This is a genomic window from Thiobacillus thioparus DSM 505 (assembly GCF_000373385.1).
Classification (GTDB): Bacteria; Pseudomonadota; Gammaproteobacteria; order Burkholderiales; family Thiobacillaceae; genus Thiobacillus; species Thiobacillus thioparus.
In genome coordinates this window covers 1009047-1030662 of record NZ_KB891316.1, presented here as the reverse complement: position 1 = coordinate 1030662, position 21616 = coordinate 1009047, and the positions used below count along the sequence as shown (strand labels likewise).

22 protein-coding genes and 1 pseudogene are annotated in these 21616 nt (G+C 66.1%); 5 read left to right on the top strand and 18 right to left on the bottom strand.

The window, feature by feature from the left end; all coding sequences use genetic code 11:
- Positions 1–20: 20 nt before the first annotated feature.
- Genes fabG through B058_RS0105160 form a run of 14 tightly spaced genes read right to left on the bottom strand, consistent with a single transcriptional unit; the run spans position 21 to position 11924 of the window.
- A complete protein-coding gene (fabG, locus tag B058_RS0105225; protein WP_018507432.1) occupies positions 21–740 on the bottom strand; it encodes a 3-oxoacyl-ACP reductase FabG in 720 nt (239 codons plus the stop codon).
- A gap of 13 nt (positions 741–753) precedes the next feature.
- Complete coding sequence (locus tag B058_RS0105220) at positions 754–1188, bottom strand: hotdog family protein (RefSeq protein ID WP_026240663.1); 435 nt, start codon at positions 1186–1188, stop codon at positions 754–756.
- On the bottom strand, positions 1182–1985 hold the full coding sequence (locus B058_RS0105215) for a beta-ketoacyl synthase chain length factor (RefSeq protein ID WP_018507430.1): 804 nt from the start codon (positions 1983–1985) through the stop codon (positions 1182–1184). Before B058_RS0105215 ends, B058_RS0105220 begins: the two co-directional genes overlap by 7 nt.
- Positions 1982–3172, bottom strand: coding sequence for a beta-ketoacyl-[acyl-carrier-protein] synthase family protein (locus B058_RS0105210; RefSeq protein WP_018507429.1), 1191 nt, complete (start codon positions 3170–3172; stop codon positions 1982–1984). The genes B058_RS0105215 and B058_RS0105210 overlap by 4 nt, the downstream gene beginning before the upstream one ends.
- 60 nt (positions 3173–3232) lie before the next feature.
- On the bottom strand, positions 3233–4030 hold the full coding sequence (locus tag B058_RS0105205; protein WP_018507428.1) for a polysaccharide deacetylase family protein: 798 nt from the start codon (positions 4028–4030) through the stop codon (positions 3233–3235).
- Between the two features lie 3 nt (positions 4031–4033).
- Positions 4034–6349, bottom strand: a complete 2316-nt coding sequence (locus B058_RS0105200; protein WP_245539250.1) for an MMPL family transporter — start codon at positions 6347–6349, stop codon at positions 4034–4036.
- A gap of 20 nt (positions 6350–6369) precedes the next feature.
- Positions 6370–6939, bottom strand: a complete 570-nt coding sequence (locus tag B058_RS0105195; protein WP_018507426.1) for a LolA family protein — start codon at positions 6937–6939, stop codon at positions 6370–6372.
- Positions 6936–7844 carry a lysophospholipid acyltransferase family protein gene (locus tag B058_RS0105190; RefSeq protein ID WP_026240662.1) on the bottom strand — a complete coding sequence of 303 codons (909 nt, stop codon included), beginning with the start codon at positions 7842–7844 and terminating at the stop codon, positions 6936–6938. The genes B058_RS0105195 and B058_RS0105190 overlap by 4 nt, the downstream gene beginning before the upstream one ends.
- Positions 7841–8146, bottom strand: a complete 306-nt coding sequence (locus tag B058_RS0105185; protein WP_018507424.1) for an ApeI family dehydratase — start codon at positions 8144–8146, stop codon at positions 7841–7843. The genes B058_RS0105190 and B058_RS0105185 overlap by 4 nt, the downstream gene beginning before the upstream one ends.
- On the bottom strand, positions 8133–9476 hold the full coding sequence (locus B058_RS0105180) for an AMP-binding protein (protein WP_018507423.1): 1344 nt from the start codon (positions 9474–9476) through the stop codon (positions 8133–8135). The genes B058_RS0105185 and B058_RS0105180 overlap by 14 nt, the downstream gene beginning before the upstream one ends.
- A complete protein-coding gene (locus tag B058_RS0105175) occupies positions 9473–10126 on the bottom strand; it encodes a COG4648 family protein (protein WP_018507422.1) in 654 nt (217 codons plus the stop codon). Before B058_RS0105175 ends, B058_RS0105180 begins: the two co-directional genes overlap by 4 nt.
- A complete protein-coding gene (locus tag B058_RS0105170) occupies positions 10123–10407 on the bottom strand; it encodes a phosphopantetheine-binding protein (RefSeq protein WP_018507421.1) in 285 nt (94 codons plus the stop codon). The genes B058_RS0105175 and B058_RS0105170 overlap by 4 nt, the downstream gene beginning before the upstream one ends.
- An 18-nt stretch (positions 10408–10425) precedes the next feature.
- Positions 10426–11682, bottom strand: a complete 1257-nt coding sequence (locus tag B058_RS0105165; RefSeq protein WP_018507420.1) for a beta-ketoacyl-[acyl-carrier-protein] synthase family protein — start codon at positions 11680–11682, stop codon at positions 10426–10428.
- 2 nt (positions 11683–11684) lie between these two features.
- Positions 11685–11924 (bottom strand): acyl carrier protein, encoded by a 240-nt coding sequence (locus B058_RS0105160; RefSeq protein ID WP_018507419.1) that lies wholly within the window; start codon positions 11922–11924, stop codon positions 11685–11687.
- 104 nt (positions 11925–12028) lie between these two features.
- Between B058_RS0105160 and B058_RS0105155 the strand changes: the two genes are divergently transcribed.
- The 4 genes from B058_RS0105155 to B058_RS0105140 all read left to right on the top strand — a co-directional run bounded on the left by B058_RS0105155 (position 12029) and on the right by B058_RS0105140 (position 15114).
- Entirely contained in the window at positions 12029–12688 is a 660-nt protein-coding gene (locus B058_RS0105155; RefSeq protein WP_018507418.1) for a phosphatase PAP2 family protein, read from the top strand.
- 65 nt (positions 12689–12753) lie between these two features.
- On the top strand, positions 12754–13209 hold the full coding sequence (locus tag B058_RS0105150; RefSeq protein WP_018507417.1) for an EVE domain-containing protein: 456 nt from the start codon (positions 12754–12756) through the stop codon (positions 13207–13209).
- Entirely contained in the window at positions 13209–14036 is an 828-nt protein-coding gene (locus tag B058_RS0105145) for a sulfite exporter TauE/SafE family protein (protein ID WP_018507416.1), read from the top strand. Before B058_RS0105150 ends, B058_RS0105145 begins: the two co-directional genes overlap by 1 nt.
- Before the next feature lie 175 nt (positions 14037–14211).
- Positions 14212–15114 carry a crotonase/enoyl-CoA hydratase family protein gene (locus tag B058_RS0105140; RefSeq protein ID WP_018507415.1) on the top strand — a complete coding sequence of 301 codons (903 nt, stop codon included), beginning with the start codon at positions 14212–14214 and terminating at the stop codon, positions 15112–15114.
- On the opposite strand, the gene B058_RS0105135 is transcribed toward B058_RS0105140, so the two are convergent.
- Both B058_RS0105135 and B058_RS0105130 read right to left on the bottom strand, forming a co-directional pair.
- Complete coding sequence (locus B058_RS0105135; protein WP_018507414.1) at positions 15094–17625, bottom strand: ATP-binding protein; 2532 nt, start codon at positions 17623–17625, stop codon at positions 15094–15096. The genes B058_RS0105140 and B058_RS0105135 overlap by 21 nt on opposite strands.
- A gap of 3 nt (positions 17626–17628) precedes the next feature.
- Positions 17629–18693, bottom strand: coding sequence for an HD domain-containing phosphohydrolase (locus tag B058_RS0105130; RefSeq protein WP_018507413.1), 1065 nt, complete (start codon positions 18691–18693; stop codon positions 17629–17631).
- A 150-nt stretch (positions 18694–18843) separates the two neighbouring features.
- Here B058_RS0105130 and B058_RS0105125 point away from each other — a divergent pair, with 150 nt between their 5' ends.
- A complete protein-coding gene (locus tag B058_RS0105125) occupies positions 18844–19593 on the top strand; it encodes an alpha/beta hydrolase (RefSeq protein ID WP_018507412.1) in 750 nt (249 codons plus the stop codon).
- Between the two features lie 7 nt (positions 19594–19600).
- On the opposite strand, the gene B058_RS18325 is transcribed toward B058_RS0105125, so the two are convergent.
- Both B058_RS18325 and B058_RS18320 read right to left on the bottom strand, forming a co-directional pair.
- On the bottom strand, positions 19601–20482 hold the full coding sequence (locus tag B058_RS18325) for a phosphoribosylaminoimidazolesuccinocarboxamide synthase (protein ID WP_026240659.1): 882 nt from the start codon (positions 20480–20482) through the stop codon (positions 19601–19603).
- Between the two features lie 87 nt (positions 20483–20569).
- Positions 20570–21583 (bottom strand): annotated as a pseudogene (locus B058_RS18320) (AI-2E family transporter); the annotation flags it as partial.
- Positions 21584–21616: the final 33 nt, after the last annotated feature.

Genomic DNA, 21616 nt, shown 5'->3' with positions numbered 1-21616 from the left:
CCGCCTGAACGACCGCGGAGTCAGATCAGCGCGCCGTTGATCGAGATGACCTGCCCGGAAATATAGGCCGCCTTGTCGGAGGCGAGGAAGGCGACCAGTTCGGCGACTTCCTCCGGCTGGCCGGCGCGCTGCATCGGCACCAGCCGCTTCACCGCATCGGCGTCGAATGCGCCTTCGCTCATTCCGGTTTCGATGATGCCGGGCGCCACCACGTTGACCGAGATGCCGCGGCTGGCGAGCTCCAGCGCGAGCGACTTGCTGGCTGCGTGCAGCGCGCCCTTGGCGGCCGAATAGTTGACCTGGCCGCGGTTGCCGGCGACCGCGGCGACCGACGACACGTTGACGATGCGGCCCCAGCGCGTGCGGATCATCGGCAGCGTCAGCGGCTGGGTGACGTTGAAGAATCCGTTCAGCGAGACATCGATCACGCGATCCCACTGCTCGCCCGACATGCCGGGGAACACCGCGTCGTCGTGGATGCCGGCGTTGTTGACCAGGATCTGGATGGCGCCGCCTTCGAGCAGGGTGTCGAGCGCCGCGGCGGTTGCAGCGCGGTCGGTGACATCGAAGGCAACGGCCTCGGCGCTGTTCCCGGCGGCCCGGATGGCGGCGACGACGGCGGCGGCGCGGTCGAGTCCGCGATTGGCGTGGACGAACACATGGTGGCCGTCGGCGGCGAGGCGCCTGCAGATCGCGGCGCCGATGCCGCCGCTGCCGCCGGTGACGAGGGCGCGTTTCATTGGGATGTTTCCTTCACAGGGCTGTGGCGTCGAGTACCACGGCGGCGCGGCCTTCGAGCAGGCAGCGGCCGGCGTGGGCGAGCGAGAATTGATAGAGGATGTGGTTGCCGTCGCCGGACAGGCGTTCGGCGCGCACGGCCAGCGCGCCGGGAAGGTCGTCGAGGCGGGCGACATGCAGCGCGACGCTGCGCACGCTGGCGAGATAGCCCTGGCGCGGCGGCGCATCGTCGCCGGCAATCAGGGCGCCGTGCACCGCCATCACCTGCGCGGCGTATTCGATGCCGGCGGCGGCGCCCAAACGGCCTTCGGCGCGCAGCGGATTGGCCGGGTCGGCGTGGCTCACGGCGCGGCAGACGATCACGGCGTCCGACCATTCCAGCACTGCATCGAGCAGGCACATGGCGCCCTGATGCGGGATGTGGGCGGCGATCCAGCGCCGGTCTAGCACGGCTCGACGTCCGCCACGAGCTGCATCGGCGCCAGGTAGTCGAGACAGACACGGCCACGCTCGCCGCTCGCCAGCCGCTTGAGCAGCGGCAGCACGCGCAGCGCCGGGATGGACGTGCGCAGGACCTCCAGTTCAGGGTCCGCCAGTTGCGCGGCGACGTCGGCGGTTGGGCTGACGCGGATCGCCGCCAGCGCACGTTCGCTGCGCGCGGCGCTCAGCAGCAGGGCGACGCCGCCGCAATCGGGGGTGTCGCGCTTGGCGTGCAGCGGCTCGGGGTATTCGCTGTCGTAGGCGATCAGCAGCACCGGCGTGCGCGCGAGCGCCACCTGCGCGAGGGCGTCGAGCAGCCCCGCGCCGAAGCTGGCGTCGCAGGCGCAGAGGACCTGGCACGGCGCCATCGATCCGGTGGCGATGCCCCAGTAGCCGGCGGCCGCGTTGTGCACCGAGTTGTGGAAGCGCGTCGGCGAGATCTGGCGGTCGTCGCTTGCCAGCTGTTCGCACAGTGCGTGGCAGTTGTGGCCGTCGGCGCCGGAGGCGGCGAACACCGTTGCCAGCGTCGCCGCATCGGCGCCGGCGTGGGCGACCGCCTCCAGCCCGATGGCGAGGGCCGTCTTGACGACGCGGCTGGCGCGGCGGCGCTCGGCCGGCGGCAGCAGGGCGGGGGCCGGCAACACCGAGGGCGCGGCGGCATACGCCTGCTCGCCGCGCAGCACCGCGCGCGCGGCCGGCCAGTCAGGCAGGCCGGGGGCGAGGAAGCCGATGCCTTCGATCCAGGCGTTGAGCGGTGACGCGTTCATGCGGCGACCCCGAAGACGAGACTGCAGTTGCTGCCGCCGAAGCCGAAGGAATTGGACAGCACGCGGCGCACGCGGCTGCTGCGGCTCTCGAGCAGGTACTGCACGGGGATCGCCGGGTCCGGCGTGGCGGTGCCGGGGCTGCCGGGCAGCAGGCCGTCGGTCAGCGCCAGCGCGCAGATCACCGCTTCGATCGCGCCGGCCGCCCCCAGCGTGTGCCCGGTGGCGCCCTTGGTCGACGAGCAGGGCGCGCGGCCGCCGAACAGTGCGGCGACGGCCGTGCCTTCGGCCGCGTCGTTCGCGGGCGTGGCGGTGCCGTGCAGGTTGATGTAGTCGATGTCGTCAGGCGCAAGGCCGGCAGACTTCAGCGCGGCCTCCATCGCCAGTTTCGCGCCGAGGCCTTGCGGGTGCGGCGACGACATGTGGTAGGCGTCGCTCGATTCGCCGGCGCCGAGCAGCAGCACCGAGCCGGGCGCCGCGCCGGCCACGCGCTCGAGCAGGGCGAAGCCGGCGCCCTCGCCGATCGAGATGCCGTCGCGCGCCGCGTCGTAGGGCCGGCAAGGCTGCGGCGAGGTCAGCTGCAGCGAGGCGAAGCCATAGAGCGTGGTCAAACACAGCGTGTCGACGCCGCCCACAATGGCCGCGTCGATCATGCCCAGCTCGATCTGGCGCGCGGCGGCGGCGAACACCTTGGCGCTCGACGAGCAGGCGGTCGAGATGGTCATCGCCATGCCTTCCAGCCCGAAATAGGCGCGCGTGAACTCGGTCAGCGAAAAGGAATTGTGCGTCGTGCGGTAGTTGAAGTCGTCGGGCAAGGCTCCGGTTGCGGGGTCGCGGCGGCGGTAGGCGAGTTCGGTCTGCAGGATGCCGGCCGTGCTGGTGCCGAGAAAGACGCCGACGCGCGTCTTGCCGTGGCGGGCGATCGCCTCGCGCACGCGGTCGCCGAAGCCGTCGGTCTCCAGCCCCATCCGGGTCAGGCGGTTGTTGCGGCAGTCGTAATCGGCGAGGGCCGCGGGCAGCTTCTCGTCATCGACGCCGGCCACCTCGCCGACCCAGGTGTCGAGTTTCACCGTCTCGAAGGCGCACGGCGCCAGGCCGCTACGGCTGCTGCGCAAGGCGTGCCGCGTGGCGTCGAGGCCGCGGCCGAGACAGCTGGTGGCGGTGAAGGCGGAAAGCAGCAGCGGGGTCAAGTCGGGGGATCGGATTCAAGGAATCGAAAATTCTAGCAGAGCGTCGTTTGCGAGGCCGGGTCATGCCGCGGCAGCGAGCGTCACCGGGCTCAATTTCCGTTCAGCCAGAGCGCGCAGCAAGTTCGGCAGGACGGCGAGGATCACCGGCTGGTCATCGGGCGTGCGGGCAGCGTGACCGTCGTGCAGCAGCAGGATGTCGCCGCCGGCAAGGTTGTGTGTCAGGCGGCCGAGCACGACGTCGGGCCGACCCTCGCGGGTGTCGTAGCCGCGCCGGGTCCAAGTGGCGAGCTTGAGGTCGAGCGTCGCCAGAACCGGATCGAGAAAGGGGTTGCGCAGGCCGGCGGTGGGACGGAAGAAACGCGGCGCGTGGCCGGTGATGTCAGACAGGGTGGCCTGCGCGGCGGCAATGTCGGCCTTCATGCGGCCGGGGCCGAACGCGGAAAAGGCCCAGGAATGGGAATCGCCGTGGTTCTCGACGCGATGGCCGCGCGCGACGATCTCGCGGCAGAGGGCGGGGTTCTCCCGGGCGCGCCAGCCGATGCAGAAGAAGCTGGCACGGACGCCGGCGGTGTCGAGCAGGTCGAGCACGCGCGGGGTGACGTCCGGATCGGGGCCGTCGTCGAGGGTCAGCGCGATTTCGCGGCGGGCGGCGGCGGCATCCGGCAGGCGGGTCAGGTTGGGGCCGAGCAGGGTCGAGCGCGGCAGCAGGCCGGCCAGGGTCAGCACGGCATGGTTGGCGGCCACCGCGCCGAGCGCCCACGGCCAGGCAGCGGGCAGGGCCAGGGTGCCGAGCGCAGCGGCGCCGTGCAGGGCGAAGCTCGCCTTCAGCGCCGGGGCGGGTTTCCAGGGCTGCGGCATGGCTCAGGCGGGAACTTCGCGGGAAGCGAACACCGCCGACAGCAGCAGTGCGAGCAGGGCGCCCGGTCCGACGGTGACGCCGACGGCGTGCAGCACCGGGACGGAGGACAGCGCCAGCGTACCGAAGCCGATCACGGTGGTCGTGGCGGCGACGGCCATTGACATCAGCGTGGCGGTATCGAGACTCGCGCCGCCGGCGATGCGGTCGAAGAACAGCGCGTAGTTGGAGCCGACGGCGACGATCAGCAGCATGCCGACCAGATGCAGCAGCTGCAGGCGCTCGCCGGCGAGATGCAGGCCGGCGATGACGAGGGCCACCGCCATCACCAGCGGCAGCAGCACGCCGGCCAGCCGGCGCGGCGAGCGCAACGAGACGAGGAGCAGAACGACGATGGCGACGAAGCCGGCGGTGGACAGCCAGACGGCCTGATGGAGGTAATCGCCGTAGAGCGCGTCGAACTGCCCCTTGGTGTCGATGAAGAGGGCGTCGCTGCCGGCCAGCGCGGCGCGAACCGCTGCGACCCGGATGTCCACCCCCTGTTCGCCGCCGGCCGGGCGCAGCGGCAGTAGTGCGCTCCAGCCGTTGGCGCCCTGCAGCAGCAGCGAATCGACGGCGAGCGCCAGTCCGCTGCCGCCGAGATCGTGCCGGCCGAGCAGGGGCTGGCGGCGGGCGGCCTCGACGTCGGCGATAAACGGCGCGAGCTTGTTGGCCGACAGCGGCGAATCGACCAGCGCCGCCTGCAGACGGCGCTGCAGTTCGTCGGGCGACGGCAGGCCGGCGCGGCGGGCCGCCTGCGTCGTGGCGCTGGGGAGAAAATGCGCCGGGCTGTCGTAACCGCCGATCACGCCGTCGGCGACCAGCGGGTCGAGCCGCTGGCCTGCCCGTTCGGCCGCCTGCAGCGCGGCTTCGCGGTCAGGGGCAGCGACCACGACCAGATAGCGCGCGGCGGGGGTGCTGAGGTCGGCGCGCAGGCGGGCGTCGAGCGCCGCATCCGCGGCGCTGACGGTGGACAGCGCGGACAGGTTGGGAAGCCACAACTGGTCACGCTGAGCGCCCAGATACGTGAACGCGGCCAGCGCCAGGCCGATGGCCGGCCAGCGCAGTGTCCGCAGCTGGCGCAGGCCGGCGTGCAGGGCCAGGCCGAGGCGTGCCGGCACCGGAATCTGGATATTCGATCCGGCGAGCGGCGGCAGCACGAAGCGGGTGACGAGGGCGGCGGTCAGCACGCCGGTCAGCGAATAGAGGCCGAGTTGCGCCAGGCCGGGGAAACCGGAAAAGAGCAGCGCGCCGAAGCCGCACACGGACGTCAGCACGCCGAGCCGGATGGTCGGCCAGAAGCGTTGCCGCCAGCTGTCGAGGCCGAGCCGGCCGGACTGCACGAAGTAATAGATCGCGTAGTCGACCGCCTCGCCGATCAGCGCCGAGCCGAAGCCGACGGTGATGCCGTAAACCGTGCCGTAGGCCAGGCTGACGGCGACGATGCCGGCCAGCGCGCCGCTGGCGACCGGCAGCAGACTGAGGAGCAGGATGCGCGGCGAACGGTAGACGAAGAACAGCACGGCGACGATGGCGGCGAGGCTGATCAGCGACAGGCGCGTGACTTCGCGCTTGATCGTCGCACGCGACTTGACGGCGAAGAGGCCGGGGCCGGAAAGCTGCAGCGTGAGGCCTTGCACCCCGGCGCTGCGGAACGCGGCGGCGGATTGCTCACGGATCAGCGCGATGGCCTTTTCCTGGCCGTCGGTGTCGGAACCGAGCGCACGGGTCTGCACCAGCAGCAGGGCGCGCTGGCCGTCGTGCGAGGCCCAGACGCCGTCGACGCTTGCCGGCTGCGCGCCGGCGCTGAGGCCGCCGAGCAGTTCGACCAGCTCGCCGGTCGGGTCGCGGGTCAGGTAAGGCTTGAGCAGCATGCCGGCCGGCGAGGCGAGCAGGTCGATACTGTTCGAAATGGCGGCTTTCAGGCCGTCGACGGTGAAGCGTTCCGGCGTCACCGCCGGGCTGAGCAGATAGCGATGCCTGAGCAGGAAATCGCGCGCGGCGTCCTCGCTGCGCGCATCGCCGTTCTGCACCGAGACGAATTCGGGCAGGGCGGCCAGCCGCGTATGCAATTCGCGCGACAGTCCGGCGCGCTGCGCGGCATCGCCGCCTTCGACGGCGAGCATCAGCAGGCGGGAGACGGCGCCTTCCTTGAGCTGGTCGACGAGGACCTGCTGCGCCACAGTCGGGTGGGCCGGCAGGAAAAAGGAGATGTCCGTCGAAAATCGGCTGCTCCAGACCACGGCCGCCCCGGCCAGCATGGCGAGCAACCACAGCAGCAAGGTACGCCAGGCACGGGGGGTCATCGCGGATCGAGGGGTTCGATGGTGAGCTCGGAGCGGTCGCCGTCGGCCAGAAGGTAGTCGATGGTGTGGATCTGGTCCTCGCTGCCGCTGATCGTGATGCGCTGCAGCAGTGCCGCGATCTTCTGTTCGGTGGGTGTCAGGGTGAGTACCCAGTTGTCGTTGTTGCCGTCCAGTTGCAGCGTGTAGTTCTTCTCCAGCGCCGCCCGGTTGCCGGCCAGCGTGTTGCGGATGCTGTCGACGAAGGCCAGCGCTTCCGGTCGGCTGGTCAGGCTGATCGAGTACTTGCGCTTGTCGCGCTCGATGCTGACCTGGTTCTTGTCGAGTACCATGGTTTCTGGCTTGGGCGTCAGCGTGCGCTTTTCCAGGCGGTCAGGTGGGGTGTAGGTCATCTCGCCAGTGGCGACCAGCGGTCGGTCGAGCACGGCCAGGGTACGTTTTTCGACGAACTTCGCGCGGCCGCCCTTGTGCTGGGCGAGGCCGCTCATCAGCTGGTCCACGTTGAAGGCGGCGTGTGCCGTCACTGCAAGGCTCGCGAGCACGAGGCCCGTGAACAGGTGTCGGATCATTTTTTTTCCTGCCAGAAATCGAAAAAGTTGAACCAGTTGTAGGGCGCCAGCCGGCAGAAATGCGTCAGGCAGTCGGCGTAGCGCTGCATCGCGGCCGCGATGGCGGCATCGCGTTCGCTCCGCGGCGTCGCGGAAAAATCGGCCAGTGGCACGAAATGCAGCTGGTAGCGGTTGCCGCCGAGGTACAGCCCGGTCATGAAAAACACCGGCCGCTGCAGCATCGCCGCGAGTCGCCACGGGCCGAGCGGGAAAGGCGCCGCTGTGCCGAGGAACGGGAAGTCCGCGGTGGCATCGTCGCCGAGCGAGCGGTCGGCCAGCATTCCCACAAGATACCCTGCTTCGAGCTTGTCGCGGGCTTCGAGCATCGATTCCATGCGACCGAGCGGGATGATGTCCTGCGTGGCCTTCGGGTTGATGGCTTCGAGCGTGGCGTTGATCTTGCGAGCGTTTTCCTCGTACATCAGCATCGCCACCTTGCGCCCCGCCTTGCCCCGGCCGGCTGCACGCAGGACCTCGAAGCTGCCGAGGTGCGCACCCATCAGCAGCGCGCCGGGTTGTTTTGCGAGCGCTTCATGCAAGGCCTCGGCCCCGACGACTTCGATGTCGAACAGGCCGAAGCGTTCGTTGAGCAGATAGATGCGGTCGTGGATGGTGGTGGCGAAGCTGAACAGGTGGCGATAGCTGCCCGCCCAGTTCGCCCGGCGTCCGAGTGCCCGCTTCAGGTAGATGCGGCTGGCGCGGCGCGCCCTGGGGGCGAACAGGGTGAAATAGAGCGCGATGCCGGCGAGCACGACGCGGCCGGCGGCGCGGCCGAAGGTCAGTGAAATCCACACCATCAGCCTGAGGATGGCCAGGTTGCTGCGCTCCTGCTGGCGCATCCAGTCCGGTGTCGCCTGTCTGGTCACGGTACGGACGGGATCAGGCTGCCGGAGGCGACGTCGCGCGCGCCGGATTTCACGGTGAAGGCGATGGACCCGCGCGGCGTGGTCTGCAGGGAAAAAACAAGGGTTTCGGCCGGACCGACGGCGCCGAGGAACTTGGCATTGCCGATCTGCCAGTGGTTGACCTGCTTTCCGAGCAGGCTTTCCGTGAACAGGATGGCCTGGTCGAGCAGCACGACGCCCGGCACGATGGGACGGCCGGGAAAATGGCCGGGGAAGGCCGGGTGTGCGGCCGGGACGAGCCAGGTGTATTCAGCCGATTGCATGGTGAATTTTTTCTTCGTAAAGCGCCTGCAGCGCGTTGCGCGGCAGCTTGCCGGTGCTGTCGCGCGGCAGGGCGTCGACGAAGATCGCCGGGCGCGGCAGGAAGACGGCGTCGATGCGCGGGCGCAGCGCGGCGAGCAGTTGCCGGCTGTCCAGCGTCGGGGCGACGACGAAGGCGGTCAGGCGGGTGACGCCGCCGGCAGTCTCGTCGTCGGGCAGGAAGAAGGCGGCGTCGAGCACGCCCGGCACGGCGGCGATCTGATGGTTCAGGTAGGCGAGCGAGGTGCGTTTGCCGGCGATGTTGATCAGGTCGGCGTGGCGGCCGTGCAGCAGGAAATGCCGGTCCGGCAGCAGCTCGATGACGTCTGATAGCGCGACACGGCCTTCGACGTGGCCGTCGCAGGCATAAGTGGTGTCCGCGTCCTGCTCCAGGCGGACGCCGGGCAGCAGCGTCCATGCCGGTCCCTCGGTGGTACGGCGACTGGCCAGCTGGCCGCTCTCGGTCGAGCCGTAGATTTCGTTCAGCGGTGCGCCGGTGCGCGCTTCCGCCGTGGCGGCGAGCGCAGCCGGCAAAGAGGCCGTGGCGGACAGCAGGTGGTCGATGGCCGGTAGGTCGATGCCGGATGCCAGCAGCGTCGACAGATGAAACGGCGTGGTCACCAGCAGACGCGGGCGTGGCACCGCCTCGAGCGCAGCGGCGATGTCCTGTGGGTAGAAGGGCTTGCCCGACCAGAAGGCGCAGCCGCCGTGCAGCGCAAGCAGGAAGGTCGATTCGAAGCCGTAGCTGTGCTGCACCGGCACGGTGCCGACGAGGGTGTGCGGCGTCCGCCCGAGGCCGAGCGTCGCCGCCTCGGCACGGCCGTTGGCGACGAGCCTGCCCCAGGTCTTGCAGTGCGGCTGCGGCAGGCCGGTCGAGCCGGAGGTGAACAGGATGGCGGCCACCTGGTCGGCAGGAATGCGTGGGATGTCGGTGACCTCCTGCGGGTCGGCCGCGGAGAGATCTGGAAAATCCCAGCGCGGCAGGTCGAGAGTATCGAAGTCATCGTCACACAGACAGACGACATCCGGGAAATCAGAGCGAATGCGCACGAGCGTTTCGGCCGACTGCGAGGCGGGCTGCAGGCTGATCTTGCCGCTGATCAGCCCGGCGGCGAAGCCGACTGCGAAATGGTAGCGGTCGTGGCACATGTTGAGCAGCGCGTGGCCGGCCGGCAACCGGGCAGCCAAGGCCTCGGCGTCGGCGAGGAAGTCGCGCACCCGGCGCGGCCCGCGCGGCAGCCAGGCGATCATGCCGTCGAGGCCGAGGCCGGTGATCAGCGGCAGCGTGTTCATGAACCCTTGGCGGAGGTGCGCTGGCGCCAGGCGCGCGCGACGTCGACGATGCGGGGACGTTCTTCGGGCGGCAACGCGTGCATGCGCCACAGGTGTTCGGCAGCGAACATCAGGCCGATCAGCGGTGCGGTCAGCAGGCTGGCATAGAACGACCAGACGGCGTGGGGGGCCCGCGTATAGAGCAATGCCGACAGCGTGGCGTTGGCGATGAAGAAGCCGGTCCATGCCTGCGTGGCCTGTCGGGTGTAGCGGAGCTGGCGCGCGGACAGCATGCCATTGTTGACGATCCGGGCGAACTGGGTAATCAGTGGCTCGCCGGAGCCGATGAGGGTCTTGCCGAACAGCGCAGCAAACGCCAGGTTGGTGCCGAGGTGCTCGATGAAAAAAAGTAGCGTGACGTTATTCCGGAGCGACGGCCACAGCCAGACCAGCGCGCCGGCCAGAAGCAGGCCGCCGGCGGCTATCCCGACCGGATGCCGCGCCCGCCAGAGCAACATGGCGAGGACGGCGACGAAGGGGGCTGCGCCGACGGCCGTGTTGAAGTCGGGTCTGCCCCGCCCGGTGCTGCCGAAATAGGCGGCGATCGCCCAGGCGGCCATCAGGGCGACCAGGGTCAGGCTGCGCAGCACCTGGGTCGCGCTCACGGTCATTTGGTCCGCTGGCTGGCGATGTAGGCCGTCAACGCGCGCAGGGAGGCAAAAATCCGCACGTTGTCCGCGTTGTCCGAACGCAGCTGAAAGCCGTAGTGCTTGGAAATGACCAGCGCGATTTCCAGCACGTCGATCGAATCCAATCCGAGACCCTCGCCGAACAGCGGCGCATCCGGGTCGATCTCTTCGGGGGCCATTTCAAGATTGAGGGCTTCGACGATCAGGGCGGCGACTTCCGGCAGCAGAGTGTCGACGGTTTGCGCGGGGATGGCTTCGGACATGGCGGACTTTCCGTGGATTTATCGGGGAACGGCGCGGAACGCGAGTACCGCGTTGCTGCCGCCGAAAGCGAAGGAATTGGACAGTGCAGTGCGCAAGCTTACGCCGCGCCGGCCAGTGAAGACGTGGTCGACGCCGCTGCAGGCCGGATCGAGCGTATCCGGGGTCAGGTTGGTGGTCGGCGGGATGGCCTGCTCACGCAGCGCCAGCACGGTGGCGATGGCCTCGATGGCGCCGGCCGCGCCGAGCAGGTGGCCGTGCATGGACTTGGTGGCGCTGACCGGCAGCGCTTCGGCGCGTTCCCCGAAAACGGTCCTGATGGCGGCGATCTCGACTGGGTCGCCCTCGGCGGTCGCGGTGCCGTGGGCGCTGATGTAATCGATGTCGGCAGCACTCAGCCCGGCGTCGGTCAGCGTCGCGTTCAGTGCGCGGATCTGGCCGGCGACTTCCGGGCGGACCAGATGGCTGTGGTCGCAGCTGGTGCCGTAACCGACGATTTCACCGTGGATGGGGGCGCCGCGGGCAACGGCATGGTCCCAGTCCTCGAGCACCAGCGCCGCGCCACCCTCGCCCAGTACCAGGCCGCGCCGGTCGGCGGCGAAGGGGCGGCAGGCAGACGCTGCGGTGTCGGCGTCCGCGCACGCCATCACCCGCAGGGCTTCCCACGCGCGCGCGACGCCATAGGCCTGCGGCACGTCGGAGCCACCGGTCAGCATCACCGGCGCCTCGCCGCCGCGGACCCGACGGAAAGCTTCTCCGATGGCAATGGCCGACGAGGCGCAGGCTACCGTGTGGCTCATGCTGACGCCGCCGAGTCCGAGCTGGATCGAGATGTGGGCGTTGGCCGCGTTGTTCATGCCGAGCACGACGGTGAGCGGGGAAAGACGATCGCGGCCCTTCTGCCACAGATCCCGGTAGACCTTTTCGTGGGTCAGTGTGCTGCCCAGCGCAGTGCCCCAGGAAACGCCCCAGCAATCGCGCGACTCGCCGTCGGCTGAGCGCGTCAGGCCGGCGTCATCCCAGGCCGCGAAGGCAGCAGCCATGCCAAGCTGGGCGAAGCGATCCATCATGGCGACGAGTGGATTGCCGAGCGCGGCATCCGGGTCGAAGGCCGGACAGCTGACGAAGGGGATGGAAAGCGCGCGTGGCTGGTCGTCGATGCGCTGGTGGCGGATGGCGGACTCCCCCGCAGTCAGGCGGGCAAAGAAGTCGGTAAGATCCCCGCCATACGGGCTGACCAGGCCGAGGCCGGTAATCGCCACACGCCGCTGGCTCATGTTCAGCCCTTCTGACTGGTGATCAGCCCGTCCATCAGGGCCACCATTTCGCCGACAGTCTTAGGGCTCTTCAGGTCATGGGGAAGCTTGATGTCGAGTTGGTCTTCGAATTCGAAGACCAACTCGAGCATCATCAGGGAATCAACGCCGAGATCAGTCAACACCGCTTCAGGAACAACTTTTGCCGTCTCGATGCCCTGTCGGGTAGCGAGAAAATTGCGTATCAGTTCAATGGATTTCATACTGCGCAAATTTTACCCGATCGCCCCCCCGGCCCCAAGATTTCCCGACGCCTCCGGGCCATCCAAATTAGCATTTCGTTTGTTCGAGGTAATCGCAATCACCGATGGCGTCTTCACTCGCACCTTCCTGGCAGGGCCAGATCGCTGACCGCGTGGTCACCCTGTGGCCGCTCAAGGCGTTCGGAACCATGAGCTTCATGGTTTTGTTTTTTTGGGGCTATTTCACAGTGCTCCACAATCCGCTTGCACGGCCCCTCGTCATGCCTCTGACCTGGCTCGACACCTGGATCGGGTTTTCACCTTTCGCTTTTCCCGCCTACGTCTCGCTCTGGGTCTATGTCTCGCTGGTGCCCGCCTTGCTGGGCAGTCTGGGTTCCCTGCTTCGTTTCGGTCTCTGGATTGGTGGCTTGTGCGTGTTCTGCCTGGCAATTTTCTGGGTTTTTCCAACGAGTGTTCCGCCATTTCCCCTTGATCTGAAGGCCTACCCGGAGTTTGCGATCATCAAAGGCCTGGATGCGACAAGTAATGCGTTTCCCTCGCTGCATGTGGCAACTGCCGTATTTTCTGCTTTCTGGCTCAATCGGCTGTTTGGCCAGATCAACGCGCCGACAACCCTGCAGTGGCTGAGCGCGCTGCAATGTTCAGTTATCATCTGGTCGACCATTGCCACCCGGCAGCATGTCGTCCTCGATGCCTTGGGTGGGGTGATGGTCGGGGTCGTGTTTGCCGCCCTGTCTTTTCGCAACACGCGGGGCGCGGTCTGATCGCCTGCGGGCCTTGCCGGCCCGGTTGCACAGGCGCGCTGTGTTTCAGGAACAAGAGAAATCCCATGCGCTACTGGCTGATGAAATCCGAACCGAGCGACGTCAGCATCGATGACCTCGCTGCCATGCCCAAGCAGAGCGTCGCCTGGTACGGCGTGCGCAACTACCAGGCGCGCAACTTCATGCGCGACCAGATGAAGCCCGGCGACAAGGTGCTGTTCTATCATTCCTCGTGTGCCGAACCCGGCATCGCCGGGCTAGCCGAAGTGAGCGTGCAGGCCTATCCTGACGCCACCCAGTTCGATCCCAAGAACAAGTATTTCGACCCCAAGGCCACGCCGGAAACGCCACGCTGGTTCAACGTCGACGTGAAACTGGTGAAGAAGACGCGACTGATGTCCTTGTCCGAAATCCGCGGCTATCCTGAACTCGCCAACATGCGCATCCTGCAGAAGGGCAATCGCCTGTCCATCACCCCCGTCGACCCGGCCGAGTACACCTTCATCGTCAAGCATCTTTGATGGTCGAACTGGCCCCATTGGCGCCTTATGGCGGCCTGTCGCTGTTCGCCGCCTACGGTGGGCTGGGGCTGGTGGTCGGTTTCGTGGCCGGCCTGCTTGGCGTCGGCGGCGGCCTCATCATCGTGCCGGTGCTGATCATGCTGCTGCACACGCATGGCCAGGCGGTCGGAATGGAACCGCAGCTGGCGTTGGGGACCTCGCTCGCGACCATCCTGTTCACCTCCCTGTCCAGTGTTCGCGCGCACCATCGCCGCGGGGCCGTCGAATGGCCGCTGGTGCGGCGCATCGCGCCCGGCATCGTGCTCGGCACGCTGGCGGGCGCGGCCTTGGCGGCGCGAATGCCGGCCACGGTGTTGAAAATATTCTTTGTGGTCTTCCTGTTCTATGCGGCCATCCAGATGTGGCTGGATTTCAAGCCGGCGCCGCAGCGTGGCCTGCCCGGACGCATCGGGACCTCGCTGGCAGGTGGTGTGATCGGCGTCGTGTCGAGCTGGGTCGGCATCGGTGGCGGCACCTTGTCGGTACCGTTCATGCTCTGGCACAACGTCCCGCTGCACCGGGCGATCGCCACTTCGGCCGCGATCGGTTTTCCGATCGCGTTTGCCGGCGCGGCGGGCTACGTGCTGGGCGGCTGGACGGCGAGCGACCTGCCAGCCGGCAGCTTGGGATTCGTCTATCTGCCGGCGCTTGCCGGCATCGTGCTGGGCAGCGTGCTGACTGCCCCCCTGGGTGCGCGCACGGCCCACCGGCTGCCGGTGCGTCCCTTGAAGCGGGTTTTTGCACTGTTGCTGTTTACGCTCGCGCTGCGCATGGTATGGACATTCTAGGGATGCCCTCCCACAACCTTGATCTAGCGTTCTGAGGCATGGATTCCCACTAGATATGGGGTGATGCCGCGAGGTTCAATTTCGTGCTTGAGCGGGCGCAAGCCGCGCGTTAGTCTTTGGACACATGCCGAAAATTCGTCGCATGACCGATCAATGTCCTCGTGGAGAAAGCATCATGGCGCACCTGCAAGCTATACGGACCACTCTGCAACCACAGCAGAACGATTACAGTCAACTTACGACGTATTACGACGAGCACAACCAGGTTGCCTGGGGCTACATGAACGCCGCGCCGCGCCCCTGTTTCACGGGGACCTTGCTGCGGGAGATCGTCGATTGGTTCGGTGACGTGGCCCGACGTGTGGACGATCCGGAATGCGCCGACGTGAATTATGTGGTGGTGGCCTCCGGCCATCCCGGGATCTACAACCTGGGAGGCGACCTCAATCTGTTTCGCCAGCTGATCGAGGCGCGTGACCGCGAAAACCTGTGCAAATATGCGCAGGCCTGCATCCGCCCCTTGTTTCTGAATGCCCTGCATTTGAATCGCCCCAATTTGAAAACCATCACCCTGGTACAGGGAGACGCATTGGGGGGCGGCTTCGAATGCGCGCTTTCGGGAAACATCCTGATCGCGGAACGCGGGACGAAAATGGGCTTTCCGGAAATACTGTTCAACCTGTTCCCCGGCATGGGCGCCATGACCCTGCTCGGCAGGAAGATCGGTTACACCAAGGCCGAGAAAGTCATTCTCAGCGGCAAGCTATATACGGCCGAGGAAATGTACGAACTGGGAGCCGTGGATGTGCTGGTCGACCCGGGAAGCGGCGAGCAGGCGGTCTACGATTTCATCCGCAAGGAGGCGCGTCAGCGCAATGGCGCCCTGGCATTGCGGGCGGCGCGCGAACTGTCCCAGCCGATCGCACATGACGAGCTGATGCGGATCGCCGAAATCTGGGTGGATGCGGCACTGCGGCTGGAGAGCAAGGATCTGCGCATGATGGAACGCCTGGTGATGCGGCAGACCGGCAAGGTCGAAACTGCAAATAGCGGTGATTCAGTTGTGCTCAGCGCGTAACTTGCTGGTTTGATAGGCAACAAGCGTGGCCTGAGCGGCCGCCAGTGCGTCCCGCACTGAATCGAGCTTGGCGCGGGCCAAGGGTGTCGCGAGTTCGAATGGCTTGATGCGTTCGGCTTCCGAGCAGAACTGGGCCAGTTGGTTGGCACCGACATCGCGGGCGCCGCCCTTGAGCATGTGCAACTGGTCGTGCCACTGGCCATAATCCTGGACGGCCAGCGCGCGCTCGATGTTGCGCAATGCGCGGGCGCTGTCTTCTTCGAAGCTGACTAGCAGGTCCTCCACGAAGCCCGGCCCGCCAAGCTGGGTGAGATTGTCGAGAATCGATTCGTCCAGTTCGTCCACTGCCTGTTGCGCGCGTGCAGGAGCCGTCGCTGTGGTCTGTGCCGACTGCCCTGCCAGCCGGGCGATCACTTCGATCAGTTCGCGGCTGTTGACCGGCTTGGTGAGGAAGGTGTCTGCGCCTGCTTCTTCGCAAGCCACTTGTGCTTCGCCCCGCGCATCTGCGGTCAGCATGATGATGGGCAAATGGCCGGTTTCCATGAAACGCCAGCGTTGCACCACCTCGGGTCCGGACAGTTGCGGCATGTGCATGTCGATGATGGCGAGGTCGAATGGCTGGTCGCCGGATTCGAGCATGGTCAGCGCTTCTTCGCCGTCATGCGCCAGATAGGTTGTGTGCCCGGCATGTTCCAGCAGGCCGCGGATCACCCGCTGGTTGACCGGATTGTCTTCCGCCACCAGGATGTTCAGCCCCGGCATGTGTCCCGCCTGTGCTTGCAGGTGGTTGGCCAGCGAGACCACGTTGGACGACGTGTCGTGGCTGGTGACGGCGTGGATGGCGTTGAACAGCAAGGTCGTGTTGACCGGTGTGCGCAGCACCGAGGCGTAGCCTTCGCGGAGCAGATGCGTATCGCGCGACAGGGTGACGCGGGCGTCGGATTCGATCAGGATGACCGGCAGGGCCGCCAGACTGGGGTCGTCGCGCAGCAGATGCAGGAAGGCGACTGGATCGCCCGGCAAGGTGCTGCGTTCCACCACCACTGCGCCCAGAGGTGTGCCACCCGTCAGGTAGGCCGACAACTCGGCGGCTAGCCGTGTGGTGTTGTCGACCGCCACGGTATCGGCCCCCCAGTTGCGGATCACGGTCTGGATGCGGGTCGTGAGTTCGCCGCTCGCCAGGATCGCCACCCGCATCGGCGCGTCGAACTGTTCGGGCACGGGGCCGGCCTGGCTTGCCTGCAGCGCGAACGGCAATTCGAACCAGAAGGTCGTGCCTTCACCTTCGCGGCTATGCAAGCCGATCTGGCCGCCGAGCGCTTCCACCAGCTGTTTTGCGATGGTGGTACCCAGTCCGCTGCCGCCAAAGCGGCGCGTGATGCTCGGGTCCGCCTGGGTGAAGCTGTCGAAAACGCGGGGCAGGGCGGCTTCCGAAATGCCGATGCCGGTATCGACGACCTCGAAGCGCAGGCGTTGCGGATTGGCCTGTCCGATCGGACGGACGTAGATATCCACGCGTCCGTGCTCGGTAAACTTGATGGCGTTGCCGATCAGGTTGATGAGGACGTGGCGCAGGTGGCGTACATCGCCGTGCAGCTGGAACGGTGTCTGCGGCGCGATGTGCGACGCCAGCACCAGTCCTTTGCTCTGGGCCTGGGTGGACATCATTGCGATCGTGCCATTCACTAGGCGATGCAGGTCGAAATCTTCTTCGTTCTTGGCAATGCGGCCAGCTTCGATGCGTGAAATATCGAGTACGTTTTCGATCAGGTCCAACAGCGTATTGGCCGATGCGCGGATGATGTGGGCGAATTCCTTCTGCTCCTTGTCGAGCCGCGTTTCCGCCAGCAGGTCGGCTACGCCGATGACGCCGTTCAGCGGCGTGCGGAGCTCATGGCTCATGTTGGCGAGGAAGCTGGATTTTGCCTGGTTGGCCTTGCGTTCGCGCTGGATGGCGGAATGGACCTGCTTCAGCAGGGACGCCGAATACAGCGGCACGGCAATCATGGACAGCAGGAAAGCCACCCCGATGGACATATGCTGGCTCCAGTAGGGCGAAAGGGCGAGGACCAGCACAAACCCAGCGATCGCCATGGCGGTGGCGGCATACAGGTAGTTGGCGCCGTAGCGAAAGCCGTTGCCCAGGGTGACCCACAGATACACCACCAGCAGGGGGCTGCCGGCCTCCCCGGTGTAGGTCAGCAGGAATGAACATGTCGCATAATCCAGCGCCATCGCGACGAGGCGGCGTACAGGTGAAATCTTCAGGCTGATCAGCGAAAGCGCGACGATCAGGATGGCGATCCCGGTGAACAGGACGCTGATGAATTGGGCCGGTCCGCGGATGGCGTCATCCAGAACGGCGTAATCGCTGGAGAAATAGGCCAGAAAGACGAATCCGATCACGACGCGGATCAGGGCCTGCTGGCATTCGGTGTCCGGCCGGCTACGAATCCGTTTGATCAGAGAGTGCAGAAATCGGGGCGTCGAAGTGGAAAACATGGCCTTCATGCATTACTCGTGCTTGTCGCCAAGCACGCGCATGATGGCGACCACGGAATCGATGCGCCGTTCGAACGCACGGACGCAGTCGGGATCGAAATGGTGTCCGCTCTCCGTCTGGACATACTTGAGGGCGTCCTGGAACGACCAGGCGCGCTTGTAGGGCCGATCGGAGGTGAGCGCGTCAAACACGTCGGCCACGGCCACGATGCGTGCCGCGAGCGGAATGGCGTCGCCCGCCAGGCCTTGCGGATAGCCGCTGCCATCGAATTTCTCGTGGTGGCCGAGCGCGATGACCGCGCCCATCTGCAGGTAGCGCGACGGGCTGTCGGCGAGGATCTCATGGCCGATCAACGGGTGGCGCCGCATGATTTCCTGTTCTTCCGGGGTGTGGCGTCCGGGCTTGAGCAGGATCACGTCGGGGATGCCGATCTTGCCGATGTCGTGCATGGGCGCCGCGGCCTCGATCTCGTCGCATTCCATTGCGGTGAGCTTGAGTTCCTCGGCGATCAGGCGCGCATACTTCGACATGCGGATGATGTGGTTGCCGGTTTCCTGGTCGCGGTATTCGCCTGCCTTGGCGAGTTTCATCAGGGTTTCGCGTTCGCGCGTACGTACCTCGCGGGTAGCCTGCAGAACCTGGTCTTCCAGCCATTGCGCGCGATCCGACACCAACTTCTGGCTGCGCCGCAGCGCCAGCAGGTTGAGGCAGCGGGCGCGGCATTCCTGGGGATCGATAGGGCGGGTGAGGAAATCCGTGGCGCCGTTCTCCAGTGCCTGATAGCGGATCTGGCGGTCCTCGACCACGGTGACAATGATGATGGGGACATCGGCCAGACGGCGTTCCGCTCGGATACGACGGGTAAATTCGATGCCGTCCATGCCGGGCATGCGGTAATCGGTGATGATGAGATCGGGCGTGCCCTTGTTCAGCATGTGCGTCAGGGCGTCGAGCGGATCCGCGTAGCTCTCCACGATCACGCCCGGTTCCAGCGTACGGGCCAGGCCTTCCAGCAGGCTGCGCGCTGTGCTCCGGTCGTCGACGATGACGACGCGCGCGGCGCCGCGGGACCGCAAGTCGCGCTGTGGGGTGGAGGGTGCAGAAGAGGGCACAATGCGCAACGGCTTGGCGGTCACTTTATATTTACCTGGATGGTTGATAAAACCACGAATTCGTAGAATTATCGGGCAAATGAAAGGTTAACTTTAACTCTGCGGGGAATCGAGATGAAGCAAAACATTTGGATGGGGCTGGTGGGCGGTCTGGTTGCCTTGTTCTCCGTCGTCGTGTTTGCCGAACCAGCGGCCGATTATGCGCGTGAGAAAAAATGGGCGGAGGAGGTGGTGCCTGGACTGGTGGTGGGCGATCCGGTCTATTTGCAGACGCCGCGCGGCCATCACAAATTTCTTGCGTTGTTCACGCCCGTCGCAGGCGACAAGGCGGTCATCGTCGTCCATGGCATGGGGATCCATCCCGACTGGGGCATGGTCGGCACGCTGCGCACCGAACTGGCCGATCGCGGTTTTGCCACCCTGTCGATCCAGATGCCGGTGCTTGCCGCGGATGCCGAGGGCGCGGCCTATCTCCCGACCTTCCCGGAGGCCGCCGAGCGCATCGCCCAGGCCGTCGATTTCCTCAAGGCGAAAGGCTACACGCAATTGGCTGTCGTTTCCCACAGCATGGGCTCGCGAATGAGCCGCGCCTATTTCAGCGGCCAGCCCGATGCCGTGGTGAAAGCGTGGGCGAGTCTGGGGCTGCAGCAGGATGACTATGCCGGGTTGAAACTGCCGGTTCTCGATATGTATGGCGACAACGACCTGCCGCCGGTGCTGACGGATGCGGCGAAGCGCAAAGGCAGCCTGACGGCTGATCATTCAAAGCAGGTGGTGATCCCGCACGCCGACCATTTTTACACCGGCCACGAGGGCGAAATGGTCGAGACAGTTGCGTCGTTTCTGAACGATACCCTGAAGTAGCAGGCGTTCAAGCCAGCAGCCGCGTCATTACCTCGCGGTATTTCTCACTGGTCTTGGCCACGATCTCGGCGGGCAGCGCCGGCCCTGGCGCCTGTTTGTTCCAGCCGCTGCCTTCCAGCCAGTCGCGCACGAACTGCTTGTCGAAACTGGGCGGGCTGCTTCCCGGCTGGTATTGATCGGCCGGCCAGAAGCGCGACGAATCAGGCGTCAGGGCCTCGTCGATCCACACCAGTTTGCCGGCTTCGTCCAGTCCGAATTCGAATTTGGTGTCGGCGATGATGATCCCGTGTGTGAGCGCATACTCTGCGGCAGATTTATACAGGGCAAGGCTGACGTCGCGTACCTGGGTGGCCAGATCCTGGCCGATCAGGGTGGCCATCTGCTCAAACGCGATGTTCTCGTCGTGCGCGCCGAGCGCCGCCTTGGTCGATGGCGTGAAGATGGGTTCCGGCAGGCGGCTGGCCTGCACAAGCCCGGCGGGGAGAGGAATGCCGCAGACCGACTGGCCGGCCTGGTATTCCTTCCAGCCGGAACCGGCCAGATAGCCGCGCACGATCGCTTCGACCGGCAAGGCCTTCAGCTTTTTCACCACGATGGCGCGCCCGGCGACCTGATCGCGTTCGGAATCCGCCACGACCGATTCCGGTGCGATATCGAGCGCCTGGCTCGGCACGATGGTCTTCAGCTTGTCGAACCAGAAGGCGGACACCCTGGTCAGCACCTCACCCTTGCCGGGAATGGGGATCGGCATCACCACGTCGAAGGCCGACAGGCGATCGGTGGTGACGATCAGCAGCTTGTCGTCGCCGACGGCGTAGATGTCGCGCACCTTGCCGCGGTGGACCAGCGGCAGCGACGCGATGTGCGATTCGAATAGGGGTGCGGACATAGTGGACGAAGCGGAATCGAAAGAGCCGGCATTATAGCTGCCGGCATAGAAGTCGCTGGCTTCGTATACGCCGCGCAATTCGCGCAGCGCCACCAACAGGATTGCCGCCAGCGGTACTGCCAGCAGCACGCCGACGAAGCCGAACAACTGGCCGAATGCCGCTAAGGCGAAGATGACTGCCACCGGATGCAGGCCGACGCGCTTGCCGACCAGGCGCGGGGTGATGACATAGCTTTCCAGTACCTGCCCCGCGAGGTAGATACCTGCCACCCAGGCTACGCCGGTCCAGTCGGTGAATTGCAGCAGGGCCACCAGCAGCGCCAGGATCACGCCAAGGCCGAAGCCGAGGAACGGCACGAAGGACAGCACGCCGGTAAGGATGCCGATCGGCAATGCGTAATCGAGCCCCGCCGCCCACAGCGCAAGGGCGTAATAAAGCGACAGGGTCGCCATCACCGCCAGCTGGCCGCGCAGGAATTCGCCGACTACCGTGTCCATGTCGCAGGCAACGCGGGTGACGGTCCCCAGCCAGCGACGCGGTGCCAGGGTCGCGATCCGCGCCACCATGACGTCCCAGTCCCGCAGGAGATAAAACATCACGACGGGGATCAGCAGCAGATTAACCAGCACGCCGACGATGGCAAGGGCGCCGGTTTGCAGGGAGGGAAGCCACGAAGTCCCGCTCTGGGTGGCTTTTTCGGTGAGCCAGGTCTTCAGCGCGGCCAGGTTGAAATCGATGCCGATGCCTAAGGTCTGCTGCAGCCACGGCAGGAAGCGGGTCCGCAGCATGTCGAGCGCAGCAGGCACGCGCTGGCTCAGTTCGGCGAATTGTCCCTCGAACAGCGGCAGCGCCACCAGCAATAGGGCTGACACCCCTAGCCCTGCCAGAACGATGACGATCGCCGTGCCGGTCGTGCGCGACAGTCCATGTGTTTCCAGCCGGTCGACCAGCGGGTCGAAGATATAAGCCAGCAAGGCGCCTGCGAGGAACGGCGTCAGGATGGGTCCCAACAAGTAGATCAGTCCGCCCGAGACGAGCAGGACCGCAAAGGCAAGCCAGGGAGTGTTACCGGGGAAGCCCGGGCGTCGGATCGTGTGCATAGGCGGTAAAATAGCGCACTTTTTGATTCTGGA

Coding starts and splice junctions, on each gene's coding strand:
- fabG (WP_018507432.1), bottom strand. CDS start 740: ATGAAACGCGCCCTCGTCACCGGCGGCAGCGGCGGCATCGGCGCCGCG.
- B058_RS0105215 (WP_018507430.1), bottom strand. CDS start 1,985: ATGAACGCGTCACCGCTCAACGCCTGGATCGAAGGCATCGGCTTCCTC.
- B058_RS0105205 (WP_018507428.1), bottom strand. CDS start 4,030: ATGCCGCAGCCCTGGAAACCCGCCCCGGCGCTGAAGGCGAGCTTCGCC.
- B058_RS0105195 (WP_018507426.1), bottom strand. CDS start 6,939: ATGATCCGACACCTGTTCACGGGCCTCGTGCTCGCGAGCCTTGCAGTG.
- B058_RS0105185 (WP_018507424.1), bottom strand. CDS start 8,146: ATGCAATCGGCTGAATACACCTGGCTCGTCCCGGCCGCACACCCGGCC.
- B058_RS0105180 (WP_018507423.1), bottom strand. CDS start 9,476: ATGAACACGCTGCCGCTGATCACCGGCCTCGGCCTCGACGGCATGATC.
- B058_RS0105175 (WP_018507422.1), bottom strand. CDS start 10,126: ATGACCGTGAGCGCGACCCAGGTGCTGCGCAGCCTGACCCTGGTCGCC.
- B058_RS0105170 (WP_018507421.1), bottom strand. CDS start 10,407: ATGTCCGAAGCCATCCCCGCGCAAACCGTCGACACTCTGCTGCCGGAA.
- B058_RS0105165 (WP_018507420.1), bottom strand. CDS start 11,682: ATGAGCCAGCGGCGTGTGGCGATTACCGGCCTCGGCCTGGTCAGCCCG.
- B058_RS0105160 (WP_018507419.1), bottom strand. CDS start 11,924: ATGAAATCCATTGAACTGATACGCAATTTTCTCGCTACCCGACAGGGC.
- B058_RS0105155 (WP_018507418.1), top strand. CDS start 12,029: ATGGCGTCTTCACTCGCACCTTCCTGGCAGGGCCAGATCGCTGACCGC.
- B058_RS0105150 (WP_018507417.1), top strand. CDS start 12,754: ATGCGCTACTGGCTGATGAAATCCGAACCGAGCGACGTCAGCATCGAT.
- B058_RS0105145 (WP_018507416.1), top strand. CDS start 13,209: ATGGTCGAACTGGCCCCATTGGCGCCTTATGGCGGCCTGTCGCTGTTC.
- B058_RS0105140 (WP_018507415.1), top strand. CDS start 14,212: ATGGCGCACCTGCAAGCTATACGGACCACTCTGCAACCACAGCAGAAC.
- B058_RS0105135 (WP_018507414.1), bottom strand. CDS start 17,625: ATGAAGGCCATGTTTTCCACTTCGACGCCCCGATTTCTGCACTCTCTG.
- B058_RS0105125 (WP_018507412.1), top strand. CDS start 18,844: ATGAAGCAAAACATTTGGATGGGGCTGGTGGGCGGTCTGGTTGCCTTG.
- B058_RS18325 (WP_026240659.1), bottom strand. CDS start 20,482: ATGTCCGCACCCCTATTCGAATCGCACATCGCGTCGCTGCCGCTGGTC.